At 66.9% G+C, this 14,278-nt stretch carries 15 protein-coding genes; 8 read left to right on the forward strand and 7 right to left on the reverse strand.

All coding sequences use genetic code 11. The annotated features are described in order from the left end of the window. Positions 1-271: 271 nt before the first annotated feature. The 4 genes from ACIHFE_RS01210 (at position 272) to ACIHFE_RS01225 (ending at position 4,443) form a co-directional block, all read left to right on the forward strand. Positions 272-877, forward strand: coding sequence for an ATP-dependent Clp protease proteolytic subunit (locus tag ACIHFE_RS01210; RefSeq protein WP_400104383.1), 606 nt, complete (start codon positions 272-274; stop codon positions 875-877). Between the two features lie 53 nt (positions 878-930). Beyond that, on the forward strand, positions 931-1,611 hold the full coding sequence (locus ACIHFE_RS01215) for an ATP-dependent Clp protease proteolytic subunit (RefSeq protein ID WP_277751825.1): 681 nt from the start codon (positions 931-933) through the stop codon (positions 1,609-1,611). A gap of 162 nt (positions 1,612-1,773) precedes the next feature. Beyond that, entirely contained in the window at positions 1,774-3,060 is a 1,287-nt protein-coding gene (clpX, locus tag ACIHFE_RS01220) for an ATP-dependent Clp protease ATP-binding subunit ClpX (RefSeq protein ID WP_400103293.1), read from the forward strand. A gap of 240 nt (positions 3,061-3,300) precedes the next feature. Further along, the gene (locus ACIHFE_RS01225; protein WP_400103295.1) at positions 3,301-4,443 is read left to right on the forward strand and encodes a NucA/NucB deoxyribonuclease domain-containing protein; all 1,143 of its coding nucleotides are present in this window, start codon (positions 3,301-3,303) and stop codon (positions 4,441-4,443) included. Positions 4,444-4,498: 55 nt separating this feature from the next. Here ACIHFE_RS01225 and ACIHFE_RS01230 read toward each other — a convergent pair whose 3' ends face one another. Then, positions 4,499-5,482 carry a hypothetical protein gene (locus ACIHFE_RS01230; RefSeq protein ID WP_400103297.1) on the reverse strand — a complete coding sequence of 328 codons (984 nt, stop codon included), beginning with the start codon at positions 5,480-5,482 and terminating at the stop codon, positions 4,499-4,501. A gap of 172 nt (positions 5,483-5,654) precedes the next feature. On the opposite strand from ACIHFE_RS01230, the gene ACIHFE_RS01235 reads away from it, so the two are divergent. Next, on the forward strand, positions 5,655-6,494 hold the full coding sequence (locus ACIHFE_RS01235) for a S1 family peptidase (protein ID WP_400103299.1): 840 nt from the start codon (positions 5,655-5,657) through the stop codon (positions 6,492-6,494). A 193-nt stretch (positions 6,495-6,687) separates the two neighbouring features. Continuing rightward, complete coding sequence (locus tag ACIHFE_RS01240; protein ID WP_400103300.1) at positions 6,688-7,107, forward strand: VOC family protein; 420 nt, start codon at positions 6,688-6,690, stop codon at positions 7,105-7,107. Between the two features lie 87 nt (positions 7,108-7,194). On the opposite strand, the gene ACIHFE_RS01245 is transcribed toward ACIHFE_RS01240, so the two are convergent. The 3 genes from ACIHFE_RS01245 to ACIHFE_RS01255 form a co-directional block, all read right to left on the reverse strand. After that, the gene (locus tag ACIHFE_RS01245; protein ID WP_400103302.1) at positions 7,195-7,980 is read right to left on the reverse strand and encodes a hypothetical protein; all 786 of its coding nucleotides are present in this window, start codon (positions 7,978-7,980) and stop codon (positions 7,195-7,197) included. Between the two features lie 203 nt (positions 7,981-8,183). Beyond that, positions 8,184-8,570, reverse strand: a complete 387-nt coding sequence (locus tag ACIHFE_RS01250; RefSeq protein ID WP_400103303.1) for a DUF6415 family natural product biosynthesis protein — start codon at positions 8,568-8,570, stop codon at positions 8,184-8,186. 601 nt (positions 8,571-9,171) lie between these two features. Continuing rightward, positions 9,172-9,573 carry a hypothetical protein gene (locus ACIHFE_RS01255; RefSeq protein WP_400103305.1) on the reverse strand — a complete coding sequence of 134 codons (402 nt, stop codon included), beginning with the start codon at positions 9,571-9,573 and terminating at the stop codon, positions 9,172-9,174. Between the two features lie 6 nt (positions 9,574-9,579). On the opposite strand from ACIHFE_RS01255, the gene ACIHFE_RS01260 reads away from it, so the two are divergent. Further along, complete coding sequence (locus tag ACIHFE_RS01260) at positions 9,580-10,017, forward strand: hypothetical protein (protein WP_400103307.1); 438 nt, start codon at positions 9,580-9,582, stop codon at positions 10,015-10,017. Beyond that, complete coding sequence (locus ACIHFE_RS01265; protein ID WP_400103309.1) at positions 10,014-10,568, forward strand: GNAT family N-acetyltransferase; 555 nt, start codon at positions 10,014-10,016, stop codon at positions 10,566-10,568. Before ACIHFE_RS01260 ends, ACIHFE_RS01265 begins: the two co-directional genes overlap by 4 nt. Positions 10,569-11,436: 868 nt before the next feature. On the opposite strand, the gene ACIHFE_RS01270 is transcribed toward ACIHFE_RS01265, so the two are convergent. The 3 genes from ACIHFE_RS01270 to ACIHFE_RS01280 form a co-directional block, all read right to left on the reverse strand. Then, entirely contained in the window at positions 11,437-12,390 is a 954-nt protein-coding gene (locus ACIHFE_RS01270) for a hypothetical protein (protein ID WP_400103311.1), read from the reverse strand. Between the two features lie 41 nt (positions 12,391-12,431). Then, entirely contained in the window at positions 12,432-13,406 is a 975-nt protein-coding gene (locus ACIHFE_RS01275; RefSeq protein ID WP_400103313.1) for a hypothetical protein, read from the reverse strand. A 135-nt stretch (positions 13,407-13,541) separates the two neighbouring features. Then, a complete protein-coding gene (locus tag ACIHFE_RS01280) occupies positions 13,542-14,216 on the reverse strand; it encodes a hypothetical protein (protein ID WP_400103315.1) in 675 nt (224 codons plus the stop codon). Positions 14,217-14,278: the final 62 nt, after the last annotated feature.

A 14,278-nucleotide genomic window follows, 5' to 3' on the forward strand; every position in this document is an offset into this window, starting at 1 on the left:
TGGTACGGGCCCGGTCGCACCCTCCCGAGGGGTGGCGGCCGGGCCCGTACGCACACTGCGGCCGCAAGCCAACCTGCGCTCAGAGCGAACAGTTCCGAATGCGGGATGGCGCCCGCCGACCAGCGCGTTAGGGTCCGTAGATACGAGGGCAGGGGAAGACTTGGAGCGCGCCGGAACCGTACCGGTCCATGCGAACCCCGGCCCGCGAGTGAAGACGCGGAGACGGCCCGTTGCCGTCAGAGACGAGCAGGTGGATCACGTGACGAATCTGATGCCTTCCGCCGCCGGCGGACCTTCCATCGGTGGTGGCCTCGGCGACCAGGTCTACAGCCGACTGCTCGACGAGCGGATCATCTTCCTCGGCCAGCAGGTGGACGACGACATCGCCAACAAGATCACGGCGCAGATGCTCCTCCTGGCCGCGGACCCGGACAAGGACATCTACCTCTACATCAACAGCCCCGGCGGCTCGGTGACGGCCGGCATGGCGGTCTACGACACCATGCAGTACATCCCGAACGACGTGGTCACCATCGGCATGGGCCTCGCGGCCTCGATGGGCCAGTTCCTGCTGACCGGCGGCACCGCGGGCAAGCGCTTCGCGCTCCCGAACACCGACATCCTCATGCACCAGGGCTCCGCGGGCCTGGGTGGTACGGCGACGGACATCAAGATCCAGGCCGAGCAGCTGCTCCGCACCAAGAAGCGGATGGCGGAGATCACCGCCGAGCACACCGGCCAGACCGTGGAGACGATCATCCGCGACGGTGACCGTGACCGCTGGTTCACCGCGGAGGAGGCCAAGGCGTACGGGATCATCGACGAGATCATCACCCACGCCGCCGGCGTTCCGGGCGGCGGCGGCACCGGGGCCTGAGCCCCGGCACACCGCTCGACAGCCGTCATCCCAGCCCACCGATCGCCATCAGGATGGTGAACACCCGCATGAACAACTTCTCCGCAGCGAGCGGCCTCAGCGGCCTCTACACCGGCCCGCAGGCCGAAGCGCGCTATGTGGTCCCGCGCTTCGTGGAGCGCACCTCCCAGGGCGTCCGTGAGTACGACCCGTACGCCAAGCTCTTCGAAGAGCGCGTGATCTTCCTCGGGGTCCAGATCGACGACGCCTCCGCCAATGACGTCATGGCGCAGCTGCTGTGCCTGGAGTCGATGGACCCGGACCGGGACATCTCGATCTACATCAACTCGCCGGGCGGCTCGTTCACCGCGCTGACCGCGATCTACGACACGATGCAGTTTGTGAAGCCCGACATCCAGACGGTCTGCATGGGCCAGGCGGCCTCCGCCGCGGCCATCCTGCTGGCCGCCGGCACCCCCGGCAAGCGGATGGCACTGCCCAACGCCCGGGTGCTGATCCACCAGCCGTCCAGTCAGACCGGCCGCGAGCAGCTCTCCGACCTGGAGATCGCCGCGCAGGAGATCCTGCGGATGCGCACCCAGCTGGAGGAGATGCTGGCCAAGCACTCCACCCAGCCGATCGAGAAGATTCGCGACGACATCGAGCGCGACAAGATCCTCACCGCCGAGGACGCGCTCGCCTATGGTCTGGTGGACCAGATCGTGTCCACGCGAAAGTCGTCCGTGTCGGTCTGAGTTCCGCTGGGGATTCATTCTCGGACACAGTGCCGCCGGTACCCCCCTTGGCCCGAGTAGGTACAAGGGGGGCCCGCACGGGGGGCCCGGCAAGGTACCGTCGATAGACAAGCACTCGGGTTCGCAGAACAAGGCGGATCCCAGGCGAAGGGGAAGCACCTCGTGGCACGCATCGGTGACGGCGGCGATCTGCTCAAGTGCTCGTTCTGCGGCAAGAGCCAGAAGCAGGTGAAGAAGCTCATCGCGGGTCCTGGTGTGTACATCTGCGACGAGTGCATTGATCTCTGCAACGAGATCATCGAGGAAGAGCTCGCGGAGACCTCCGAGGTGCGCTGGGAGGAACTCCCCAAGCCCCGTGAGATCTATGAATTCCTCGAGGGCTATGTCGTCGGCCAGGAGGCCGCCAAGAAAGCCCTGTCCGTCGCCGTCTACAACCACTACAAGCGGGTCCAGGCCGGCGAGACCGGCGGTCACAACCGCGACGACGGCATTGAACTCGCCAAGTCCAACATCCTGTTGCTGGGCCCCACCGGCTCCGGCAAGACGCTGCTCGCGCAGACCCTGGCCAGGATGCTCAACGTCCCGTTCGCCATCGCGGACGCGACCGCGCTGACCGAGGCGGGTTATGTCGGCGAGGACGTCGAGAACATCCTGCTGAAGCTGATCCAGGCCGCCGACTATGACGTCAAGAAGGCCGAGACCGGCATCATCTACATCGACGAGATCGACAAGGTCGCCCGAAAGAGCGAAAATCCGTCGATCACCCGGGACGTCTCCGGTGAGGGCGTTCAGCAGGCCCTGCTGAAGATTCTGGAGGGCACCACCGCCTCCGTTCCGCCGCAGGGCGGCCGCAAGCACCCGCACCAGGAATTCATCCAAATCGACACCACCAACGTGCTGTTCATCGTGGGCGGTGCGTTCTCCGGCCTGGAGAAGATCATCGAGGCCCGGGCCGGCGCCAAGGGCATCGGTTTCGGCGCCACCATCCGCTCCAAGCGCGAGATCGAGGCCAGTGACCAGTTCCAGGAGGTCATGCCGGAGGACCTGGTCAAATTCGGGATGATTCCGGAGTTCATCGGCCGGCTGCCGGTGATCACCTCGGTGCACAACCTGGACCGCGCCGCGCTGCTCCAAATTCTGGTCGAGCCGCGTAATGCCCTGGTGAAGCAGTACCAGCGGCTCTTCGAACTCGACGGTGTGGAGCTGGACTTCGACCGCCCCGCCCTGGAGGCCATCGCCGACCAGGCGATCCTGCGCGGCACGGGGGCGCGAGGGCTGCGCGCCATCATGGAGGAGGTGCTGATGTCCGTGATGTACGAGGTGCCGTCCCGGAAGGATGTCGCCCGGGTGGTCATCACCGCGGATGTGGTGCAGTCCAACGTCAACCCCACCCTGGTGCCCAGGACTCGGGGCTCCGAGGCGGGGGAGCGGCACGAGAAGAGCGCGTAGCTCCGCTGGTTCACTTGGTTTGCCAGAGGGCGTCCGGTCGTTGTTCGGCCGGGCGCCTTTGTGCTGGCGCCATGGGGGACTCATGGCGGAATCGGCCATACCAGGAGCCGAACCGGCCAATCCGCCGTAGTTTTACCTCAGTTGATCGGTCTGCCGCCCTAGCTTCACCTCAGCTGTCGCCACGCCATGGGCAGGGGGCCCTGGCGGACGCGCGGCGGCGATTGGGAGAAGCCCATCGTGATGGGAACGATCAAGCGTGTCGTAATGGCCTCGGGGGCGGCGCTGGCGCTCCTGGTGTCCGGTACGGGGATGGCCCAGGCGGCGGCCAAGCCGGCACCGGGCCCGTACAGACTCACCGTCAAGTCCGAGCTCCAGCCCATCGAGAAGTCCGGCCTCCGCGGCTCTCGTGTGGCGGGGGCGACCTCGCGTATGGCGGGGGTGCCGGGTGACCCGCCCGGGTTCTGCACCGAGGTGCCCAATCCCATGACCAATGCCTTTCTCCGCACACACCTCTGTGAGCGGGGCCTGATCACCGTCAATGTGTGGAGCGACGCAAAACTGGTGGGGCAGGCGCAGTTCCACACCTACCACGAGACCAGCCTGGAACTCCGCTCCACCACCTGGACGGAGAAGGTCACCGTCGGCCCCGCCGTGACCTGGGGGCAGGGTGCCGGCATCCGTACCACGCTGCTGGCCGCCTGCGTTCCCGCCTGCCAGGCGACGCCGGGCGGGGCGCTGAAGGCACCGTTCGACCTCGGCGGCAACTCGGTCTCCGGCTCGTTCACTTACCGTGCCACGGTCATCAAGGGTCAGCAGTTCACCGGCCGCACCGCCTACAGCCTGACCTACTACAAGCCAGGGTTCTCCTTCAACCAGGGCGGGATGGCCTCGAAGATCTCCTGGCGCTGTGACTTTATGGGCAGCGCCGCCGGATGCGTCTACTCCGACCCCCGGCGTGTGGTGGTCGACTCCGACAAGGGCCAGTCCAAGATGGCCTCCCTGCCCGGCATCGGGGACAACATACGCAGTGTCCAGCGGGCCGGACTGAACATCGGCAAGCCGGGCTCCAGCATCCCGCTGACCCGCGCCACCGAGGCCCAGAAGGATGCCAACCGCAATGCCGTCTGCGGTCCCAACGTCAAGCCCGGGCCGGGCGACATCTGGTGGAAGGTGGACCCCAATGACAAGGGCACCCAGCCGTCCTGCGACGAGTACCCCTTCGCCTCGACCACCCAGGGCGGCACGGCCTACGCCCCGCCGAACCGGGCCATCAAGTGGGTGCCGCTGAGCGAGAACAACTCCCAGGGCGGCATCCTGAAGAACTTCTATGACACCTACCACATCCTCCCCGGCGACAACTTCTATGTGAACGTGGGCGCATAGCCGCCGCCGGGTGAGCCGGGGAGTCCGAGGGAGGGGAGGGCTCCCCGGCCCTGGGTCAGGAGATCTCGACCCGGGCGTCGTGCCGGACCTTCGAGGTCAGATCCGCTCCATGGTCCAGGGGAGCGTCCTGGCCCGCGAGCACGGCAGCCGCCTCGGTGAGCATGGTGACGCCGGTGGTGCTGTGGTCGGCCCAGACACAGAGGGGGACCTTGAGATTCTTGCTGGCGATCGGGAGGTTGTAGTACTGGCACTTGACGACAGCATCGTCGTCCAGCCCGCCAGGGGTGAACTGCTGGGGGCTGCCCTCCAGTTGGCCCTTCCCCGAGCCGAGCCGCCGCTGTAGCGAACCGAGCACATTGTCCACCACCTTGCCCGGATCCTTGATCTCGCCCCAGACGCCGATGAAGTGGAGCCGCTTCTGGGTGGCGGTGTCCGTCCCCGACTGATAGTCGGCGCTGGTCCCGTCCGGGTTGTGCACGCCCATCGACTCGAAGTCGGCCTTGTCCCCGGAGTCGAAGTCCTTGGCCCCACGGTCGTTGACCTTATGGAACTCCACGGCCAGGGTGTCGGGAGTGGTGAGCTTGTAGCGCTTGCCCGTGCCCATGCCGGTGTTGCTGTTGCTGCTGGGGGTGGCGGTGGGTGTGGCCTGCCCGCCACTGGCCGAGACATGCTTGTCCTGCTTGTCGCTCTTCGCGGACGAGCCGGAGTCCTTGCCGCCGGCGAGGAAGACCACACCGCCGATGATCGCCCCGACCAGGATCACCGCGCCGATTCCTATCGCCACCGCCTTACCGGTGTGCGAGCCGCTCGGCGGCTGGGGCTGCGGGGGCATCGGCGGGTAGTACGCAGGGGGTGCGGCCGGCTGCTGCCCGTACGGCCCGTAGGGGTTGGGCTGCTCGGGCGGCGGCCCGTATGGCGCCTGGGGAGGCTGTGGCGGCTGGGGAGGCTGGCCGCCCTGGGCGTAGGGGTTGGGCTGCTGGGGAGGCTGCGGCGGCACCGGCGGCTGCTGGCTGTACGGGCCCGGCTGGTTGAAGCCCATGTGTCTGGAGTCCCCCTTGGGTGTGTGGTGTTCGCGCGCCAGTGGACCCGGCGCGCGCGCATCGGACCATCCTCTCCGATGGCTTCTCCGGGGCCCCCGTAGCCCCCGAGGATGACCCCGATGCGACCGGGGGCTGATTACTCATGGCTTATGGGCACCTAGCTTTTCTTGGGTGAGCGAACGAGTGAAAGCGAAGCGGGTTCTGGCATTCGGCGCCGCCGTGGCCTTTGTGCTGGGGGCGGCCGGATCGGCTCAAGCGATGTCCGGGGGAACGCAGTTGCCCCGGCCGGGAGCGACGCCCTGGCTGGCGACGCTGGCCGTCAAGGGCGACGGGCCACTGCTGGGCCGGGCCTCCTGCGGGGGCGCGCTGATCGCGCCGGACCGGGTGCTGACGGCGGCGCACTGCCTGGACGGGGTGGACGCGGTCAAGGTGCTGGAGGTGCACCTGGGTTCCTCGGTGCTGTCCAGGGACCCGGGGGTGGTGCGCGGCATCCGCGAAGTGCGGCCGGACCCGCGCTACAAGCTGCTGCCCTCGCCGGTGGACCCCTCACACGTCGAACTCTCCTCTGCCGCCTATGACTTGGCCGAGATCCGGCTCAGCGCACCGGTACGGGGCGTCAAGCCACTCCCCTTGGCCAAGCACCGGCCGCGTCCCGGTACGCCCGTGTCCCTGTATGCGCACGGCATCACGGCCGCACCGGATCCGTCCCGGCCGGGGCAGGAGATCAGGGGCGATGTGCTGCGCCGGGGTGACCTGGTCGTCCGTACCCATGCCCAGTGCGCGGCACAGACCCCGGCCGTGGTGGATGATGCCTCGGTGTTCTGCGCCCGCGATCCGCGGGAGCGGACCACCATGTGCTTCGGCGACAGCGGCAGCCCGCTGGTGGTGCGGGGGCGCGGTGGACGGCCGGAGCTGGCCGGGGTGTTCAGCTTCGCGGGGGAGACGGCGGGGAAGGTGTGCGGGCAGCCGGCGGATGCGGCGTTCGCCGATGTGGGGGTGTGGGGACGGTAGTTGCTGGGCTGCGCCGAGGGCTCGTAACATCACTGATGTGACTGCCGGGTCGGCCATGGGCCATTCACGAGTAGGGCACCCGGCCTCGGCTTGAGCCCGAGGCGGGCCAGGGGCCCGCCATTCTTCTGCGTCTTTCCTCAGCGATCGGTTAGCGATCAGCAGACTTCAGAGAAGACCAGGAGAATCAGCGCAGATGTCGCAACAGCTGCAGCACGAGACCACGTCCGCCACGGTCGTACAGCTCGACCACACCGCCATCTATGCCACGGACCAGCAGGCTTCGGCCGAGTTCATCGCCGGGGTGCTGGGGCTGGAGGTCGGCAAGCGGTTCGGGCCGTTCCTCCCCGTTGAGTTGGGCAATGGCGTGACGCTGGACTACTACGAGAAGCGCGATGAGCCCATCCAGTCGCACCACTATGCGTTTCTGGTGCCGGAGGACCGGTTCGATGCGGGGATCGCGTGGCTGGAGGAGCGGGGGGTTACGTATTTCGCGGACCCCCGGCACATGGAGCCGGGGCGGATCAATGACCTCTTCGGCGGGCGGGGTGCGTATTTCTGTGACCCGGACGGGCACAACATGGAGATGATGACCCGGACTTACGTCCGGCCCTGACCCTGACCCTGACTCGGGGGTGATCGGCCGGCTGCCTGGACGCCATTGTCCAGGCAGCCGGCCGGGCTGCGGGGTGCGCTTGGGGTGCTACTTCACCTTGCGGACCTCATTGCGCACCTTGACGGTCGCATCGGACAGATCCTGCGCGGACATCACATCGGTGGTGACGTCGCTGTGACCGATGCCGACCGGGCTGTCGTTCTGGCTGACCGTGTTCTGGACGATGCCTATGGCGCTGGAGTCGCCCCATATGCACGTGGTGACTTCGACCTTGGCCGTGTTGCTGATGACCGTCGAAATGAGTTCCATGGCCCGGCACTTCATCACTGTTCCGTCGAACCCGCTGGGGTGGAACTCGGTGAGCGGGGTGACCGTTTCGGTCTTGACGTCGGCCGTCTTCTTGCTGATCTTGTCCGCGTCTGCCTGCTGTTGTTTGTCCAGGTGGGACGCGTAGTCGTCAACCGCCTTGCGAGGGTCGGCGATGGAGCCATAGGCGCCGGAGACGGTCAGTCCTTGTTTGGCGCTGCCATAGGCGGCGGCCACCGTGGTGCCATGCGGGATGCTGACGTCCGGGGCGGGGGTGGTCGCCGCCTTGGTGTACTGGCCGTCGAGCAGGGTGTCCGGGAGCGCGATGGTGTAGGGCTTCACCTTGCCGCCGCCGTTGAGGTACAGGTAGGCGCCGCCACCGAGGGCACCCACGAGGGCCAGGGTGCCGATCGTCAACCCGATCCGCTTGCCCTTGCCCTTGCCGCTGCTGCCCTGCTGCGGCAGCAGACTTTCGGCGCTGGCGGGCTGGGCCGGCGGGAGGTAGCCGTACTCCGGCTGTTCGGTGGTGATGCCTTGACCGTGCGGATGCGGCTGAGTGAAGCCCATGTGATCCCCTCTCGGGTCAACGGTGGTGCGGCTCTTGCACTCCTTTCAGCGAATGGGGGCGGTTTGGTGTTACTCCCGGTATCCCGATGTGCGCATTTCGGACATAAGTGAGCACTGGGTGGGGGGCTTGTGCGTAAGGTCCGGTTACCCCGTATTGCCTGGTCCCCTCGGGGTGTGGCCGAGGGTGGCCGCCCGCCCGAGCCTCACTCGTCCAGACAGTCGGCCAGGGTGCGGGCGTCGTGGGCGAGTACTTGCATATAGGCGCGCGCCGCGCAGCGGATGGGGCGTGCCTCGCCTGCGGCGAAGTCGAGGTCGGAGCGTACGTGCTCGATGAGGGCGTCCCAGCGGTCGCGTGCCACGGTGCCGGACGGTACGTCGGCGGCCCGTGATGCGGCTTCGGTGAGCATGCGCTCCAGGTGCTCGCGAAGGGTGCGGGTCAGTTCATCGACCTCGCGGGCGGGTGGGTGGATGATGCGCTCTTGCAGGGCGCGGCGGGTGGTGGCGCGGATCGTGACCAGGTCCAGGGGCGGGATGTCACCGGTCATGAGGGGCATGGGTGGCAGTGGTTGGGCATGGTGGTCGGGACGCATGGGCGGACTCCTGGCGCGAGAAGCGTTGCGGGGAATGCGGCACTCGAAGTGCTTCTGAGGCACTCCGAGGCGGCACGCCAAGTCAACGCCGACGGACGGAGGTGCGGTCAGGACGGAAAGTGGGCAGTTACCGACTGGCGACCGGACAGTTCTACCTTCGGGGCGGCTGGCACTGGGGCTACCGTCGCGCTGGGCTGGGAAACCCGGGGGCCGGATGGGCAGGCAGCGCAACATCGCTCTCGAGCAGCTTCTGGTGGCTCACGGGCTGAGCCATCAGGAACTCGCCAATGAGGTTAATCGCGCCATAGCCGACTTGTTCGGTTTGCCGGGGGACTGCACCGACCGGCATGTGAGGCGTTGGGTCTCCGGTGAGGTGCGCTGGCCCTGGACCCGGTATCTGCAGGCGCTCCAGCGGGTCTTTGGCGTACCCGCACAGGCGATGGGGTTCGTGCCGCGAGGGAAGAGCACCAGACTGCCTTCACCACCGCAGTCGTCTGACAAGGCAGGGGAGGAGGGGCCCGTGGAAAGGCGCACGTTCCTCAGTGGAGCACTGATCACGGCCTTGGGCGTAGATCAGCCCCCTCGCCGAGGGCGTATCGGCTCAAGCGACGTGAACCGGATCGAGCAGAGCGTTGCTCGCTTGGACGCTCATTTCAACGGACTCGGTGGTGGAGCGGTCATTGATGCTGCTACCGAGTATGTGCGCTGGCTTCAGCGCGCGTTGGATCACTGCTCGTACAGTCAGCGCGTCGAGAAGTCCCTCTACTTGGCCGTAGCTGCTGTCGCTGCTTGCGCAGGATGGTCTGCGCATGACTGTGGCCGTTGCGACGAGGCTCGCCATTGGCGCGATGAGGCGTTGCAGGCCACCCTTCTTTCGGGCGACCCTGTTGCTCAGGCTCGTGCCTGGTCTGACCTTGCAGCACAGGCCGAACTCGTTGGGCGGCCGGGTGAGGCCGCTCGAATCAATCGAACCGCCTTGGCTGACAGGCGCATTCGGCACCACGCTCTGATGGTAACGCTGCTGAACGCTCGTCTTGCCGACTACTTGGGTTCCACCGGAGACTTGGCTGGCATGGGACGCCATCTCGCGGCCGCTGAGCGCGCTTATGACCGTGCGGACATAACCACAGCGGTGAGCTGGCTTGCGTTCATCAGCCCAGCCGAGTTGAACGGGCTTTCTGCCATTGCTCACCAGAGCGTCGGGCGCTATGACCGTGCGGAGCGGCTTGTGAGCCAGACACTTGAGATACTCGGACCCCAGTTCGGCCGCAACCGGACGTACTACACGGTGTTGCTTTCTGAGTTACAGCTCGCGGGTGGTGACGTAGAACGTGCAGCGGCGACCATCTCGGAGGTCAGGATCGAGAAGGTGACCAGCAGCCGCATCAGTAGCCGGGTGGATCAGGTGGCGTCAGCTATCAGGCGGCACCGAGGAGGACAGTCATGACCGATGTGTGCGTTGAGCTGCGGCACTACGACGGCGGAGAAGTAGCCGTGATTCGGGGGCTCTTGCTTGATGTTCATGACGAGGTCTACCTGGGCAGCGAAGATCCGCTGGCAGGACGGGATAAGTTCGCGGAATTCCTCGACCACTGGGCGGATCGGCCCGGGTTTGATTGCGTGGTCGGTTATGAAGGCGGGGAAGCGGTTGGCTACGCGTACGGTGCCCCGCTGAGTGCGGAGACCAGTTGGTGGTCCACCATCGAGCCGTGTCTCGATAGCGTCTTCAGCCGCGAAACAGGCTCCAGAACCTTTGCATTGTCCGAACTCATGGTCCGTGCGCCGTGGCGCGGTACGGGCCTCGCGCGCCGGATCCACGATGAACTGGTTTGTGGGCGGCACGAGGAGCGAGCCACGCTCCTCGTGCATCAGGCGCACTCTAAAGTGCGGTCACTGTACGAAACATGGGGCTACCGGGTGGTCGGTGCGATGACGCCGTCTTTTCCAGGAGCTCCGGATCTGTACGCCATGGTGGGTAAGTTGGGTGCGCGACAGTGACCGCTTACATGAATGGGTAAAGTGTTTTACTTGGCGTAGCAGGCAAAATGTGCACGGTCCCCGGGAACCCCAAGGTCCCGCAGGTTATTTTCGCAAATGGGAGCGTTGGTGATGTTGTCCCATTCGCCGCCAGCGAATGAGCAGGCTATCTTCACCCTCGGGCCTACCTTGTAGCCGTAGTGCGCCAGGTAATCAGTGCATTGGCCTGGGCTTGCGCTGGCCGGAGCGGTTGCGACGAGCTGAAGCGTTCCTGCCGCCACAACTACGCCCACGGCCGTGGCTGCTCGGCGTATCGCCTTGCGCATGGAGGTCCCTCGTTCCTGTAGGTAGCTGCTAGTCCGCGGTATGGGCGGCCCAACAAGCATGATCAACTTTGGTGAGAGTACCAAGTGTTGACCATTGATTGCTAGGTGTTACCGCGTCAGCGAGTGCGCCATGGTGAGAGCGTCGGTCAGTATGCTGCGAGAGTGTGGTCGGGTACATGCGTCCGCGACTCGGACAGGTGCAACATGGCGTCATGACCCGGGGCTTGCCTCCTGCCCTCATCGGTGCGCCGGCCGGTTGGTTACCCAGTCGGTAGCGAGCCGGGGAGGGAACCGTCCCTCGGGCGTCACGCCAGCACCGTGCACCGGTACGGCCAATCCGGCTGGGAGGCCAGTTGGGAGAGCGGTCGTGCCTGTCAGAGCCTTCCCGTTCAGTGAATGGAATGCCGTCTCCTGCAGCCACGTCCGGGAGGGTGGTGAGCACAGGACAGTTGCTGCGGGGTTGTTGGTGGACCAGGCGCGGGGCGCCCGAGCAGAGGGCCGTCGGCTGCCGGGCCGCATGGGGCAGGTACGTCGGCCCGGCTTGAGTGCGTCGGTGACGCGCGCTACTTGATCTCGACGCGCACGTCGTGGTGAAGCTTGGCGGCCACGTCGGCGGCCTGGTCAATGGGGGTGTCCTTGCCGGCGAGCATCGTCGAGGCATCCACATACAACGTGATGCCCACGGTGCTGTGGTCGCCCCAGATACACATCGGCATCTTGGCGTTCTTCATGGCGGCCGGAGCGGAGGCATCGTTCGCCTGGATGAACTGGCACTTCATGACGGCGTTGTCGAGGCCGCTGGGCGAGACCTTCTGCGGGCTGCCCACCAGCTTTCCGTCCTTCTCCTTGTCCGCCATGGTCTTGAACATGCCGTCGACCACGGCCTCGGGGTCCTTGATGTCACCCCAGATCCCGCCGAAGTGCAACTGCTTCGTGGTGAGGCCCGCGCCCGACTTGTAAGTGGCGCTCACGTCCTGGGGGTTCTTGACGCCCAGCTTCTCGAAATCGGCTTTGTCCGAAGAGCTGAAGGGGGAGTCGTTGCTTTCGGAGGCGTCCTTGGTGAAGTCACCGGCCACCGTGTCCGGCGCGGTGAGCTTGTAGTGCTTGCCATCGTCCGCAACGGAGTTGGAGCCGCTGCCGCCCGTGAAATACAGGACGCCGCCGACGATGGCGCCCACGACCACCAGTGCGCCGACGGCTATGCCGATCGTCTTGCCGGTGCGCTTGCCGCCGGGCTGCGGGGGCATGGGCGGGGGCGGGTACATCCCGGGCGGCTGCTGGGGGTATGCCTCGTACGGGCCGGGCTGCTGCGGGGGCGGCGTCGGCTGCCCGTACGGGTTGTTGGGCTGAGGCGGGGGGTAGCCGTAGCCGGGGTTGCCGCCCTGGGCGTAGGGGTTGGGCTGGGGCGGCGGCGTCGGCTGCCCGTAGGGGTTGGGCTGGCCCGGCTGGGCGTAGGGGTTGGGCTGCTGGGGCGGCTGGCCCGGCTGGGCGTACGGGTTGGGCTGGTCCTGACTCATGGTGTCGTCGTCCCTCCGGGCCAATCGCCTTGTGGTGAGTGCTACTTGTCCTTGCGAATCTGGTTGCGGATCTTGGCGGTCGCATCGGCCATGTCCTTGGCCGGCATTGCGTCGCTGGTGGAGGAGGTGGTGCCGCCCATGGGCGAGTTGCTCTTCGAAGACCGCTGCTGGACCATCACGAAGGCGCTGGAGTCGGCCCAGATGCAAGTGCTCGTCTGGCTTTCAACAGTGGTGGTCATGACGCTGACGGTCGCCTTCTGCAGTCGGCACTTCATCACCGCGCCATCGAATCCGCTCGGGTGGAACTCGGTCCAGGGCGTGATGGTCTCGATCTTCGCCCCGCCCGGGGCAGTCTGCTGCTGCTTGTCGATCTCGGAGATCATGTCGTCGACCGTCTTCTTGGGGTCGGACAGCTCACCGTAGACGCCCATGACATTCAGCCCCAGATTGTCGCTGCTGGTGTAGCCGGCGCCGATGCTCGTACCGTTCTTGATGCCGTGCTTCACCGCGTTGGCGTTGTTCGCCTGGGACTGGGTCTTGTCGCCCCCGGGCGCCTTGGTGTACTTCCCGTCCATCAGCGTGTCCGGCAGCACGATGGTGTAAGGCTTCACCTTCCCGTCGCTGCCACCGCCCTTGAGGAACACAAACGCGCCGCCCGCGATCGCACCCACCAGTACCAAGGCGCCGATGACGATGCCGACGGTCTTGCCCTTGCCGCCACCCTGCGGCGGGACCGGCGGCGGGTAGGCGCCGGGCATGCCGGGCTGGCCGGGCATGCCGGGCTGGCCGGGCATGCCGGGCTGGCCGTAGGGGGCCGGCTGGGGCGGGGCGCCGTAGGGGGCCGCGGGGGGCTGGCCGTAGGGGGGCTGCTGGCCGTACGGGCCCGGCTGCGGGGGCTGGCCCACGGGCGGCGGGTAACCGTAGCCGGGCTGGCCGGGGGCGCCGCCCTGGCCGTACGGGTTGGGGCCCTGCGGCGGCTGCCCGTAGGGGTTGGGGCCCGGCTGGTTGAAGCTCATGGTGTGTGCTGTCTCTCTTCGACTGGCTGTGGGGGTGGCGTTATGCGTTGCGCCATATTCTCCGATGGCTTATTCCGGCTTTAGCTCGGGGCTGCAACGGTTCTGGAACAGTGGCCAACGGCCGGGCGTTAGGCCCTATTTGTCGCTGCTGTGCCGGGTCTCCTGGCGGATTTTCCCGGTGGCCGTGGCCAGTTGCCGCGCGGACATCGGGTCGCCGGTGGCGGAGTCCGCGTCCTGGGGGACCTCCTTCTCCACCGCCAGGTGGACGACGGCGGCGGTGTGGGCGTCGGCCCATACGCAGTCGCCGGTGTCGGAGAAGACCGTGGTGGACCCCATCGTGAAACGGCTCTTGGCGGTGCTGCACTTCAGCACGGCGTCACCGAGTCCGGCCGGGTGGAACTCGGTCCAGGGCGTGCGTGAGACGCCGTCCTTGCGGTCGTCCTTCTGTCTCGTTTCGGCCAGCGCGTCGAGCGTCTTGCGTGGCTGGGCGATCCGGCCGTACATGCCCATGACGGCCAGCTTCTGCTTGTGGTCGTCGACGAAGGTGCCGCCGACCTCCGTGGTCTCGTCGAGGCCCAGCTCCTTCGCCTGCCGGTCCTGGGACATGTCCGCCGTCCCCCGGACGAAGTGGTTGTTGCGGAAGCGGCCGTCCAGCAGGCGGTCGGGGATGGTGAGGGTGGCTCCCCCGGCCGCGTGCGGCCTGGAGTCGTCCTTGGCCGACCCGCAGCCGCTGGTGAGTGCACCGGTCAACGCCACCGCGGCGATCAGGACACCGGCGCGTCGGCCGGAGGAGCCGGTGGGAGAGATCATCCGGCCATCCTCGCGGACGGCACGGGAGGGGCCCCCTCCCGGGGTGCCTAATCGATTCGAGG

Origin of the sequence: Streptomyces sp. NPDC052396 (assembly GCF_044593195.1) — a bacterium.
GTDB lineage: Bacteria > Actinomycetota > Actinomycetes > Streptomycetales > Streptomycetaceae > Streptomyces.

Excerpts from the sequence above, each read along its gene's own strand:
- ACIHFE_RS01245 (WP_400103302.1), bottom strand. The coding sequence starts at position 7,980 with ATGGGCTTCACTCAGCCGCATCCGCACGGTCAAGGCATCACCACCGAA.
- ACIHFE_RS01270 (WP_400103311.1), bottom strand. The coding sequence starts at position 12,390 with ATGAGTCAGGACCAGCCCAACCCGTACGCCCAGCCGGGCCAGCCGCCC.
- ACIHFE_RS01275 (WP_400103313.1), bottom strand. The coding sequence starts at position 13,406 with ATGAGCTTCAACCAGCCGGGCCCCAACCCCTACGGGCAGCCGCCGCAG.
- ACIHFE_RS01240 (WP_400103300.1), top strand. The coding sequence starts at position 6,688 with ATGTCGCAACAGCTGCAGCACGAGACCACGTCCGCCACGGTCGTACAG.
- ACIHFE_RS01225 (WP_400103295.1), top strand. The coding sequence starts at position 3,301 with ATGGGAACGATCAAGCGTGTCGTAATGGCCTCGGGGGCGGCGCTGGCG.
- ACIHFE_RS01210 (WP_400104383.1), top strand. The coding sequence starts at position 272 with ATGCCTTCCGCCGCCGGCGGACCTTCCATCGGTGGTGGCCTCGGCGAC.
- ACIHFE_RS01260 (WP_400103307.1), top strand. The coding sequence starts at position 9,580 with ATGGTAACGCTGCTGAACGCTCGTCTTGCCGACTACTTGGGTTCCACC.
- ACIHFE_RS01230 (WP_400103297.1), bottom strand. The coding sequence starts at position 5,482 with ATGGGCTTCAACCAGCCGGGCCCGTACAGCCAGCAGCCGCCGGTGCCG.
- ACIHFE_RS01215 (WP_277751825.1), top strand. The coding sequence starts at position 931 with ATGGTGAACACCCGCATGAACAACTTCTCCGCAGCGAGCGGCCTCAGC.
- ACIHFE_RS01250 (WP_400103303.1), bottom strand. The coding sequence starts at position 8,570 with ATGCGTCCCGACCACCATGCCCAACCACTGCCACCCATGCCCCTCATG.
- ACIHFE_RS01265 (WP_400103309.1), top strand. The coding sequence starts at position 10,014 with ATGACCGATGTGTGCGTTGAGCTGCGGCACTACGACGGCGGAGAAGTA.
- ACIHFE_RS01280 (WP_400103315.1), bottom strand. The coding sequence starts at position 14,216 with ATGATCTCTCCCACCGGCTCCTCCGGCCGACGCGCCGGTGTCCTGATC.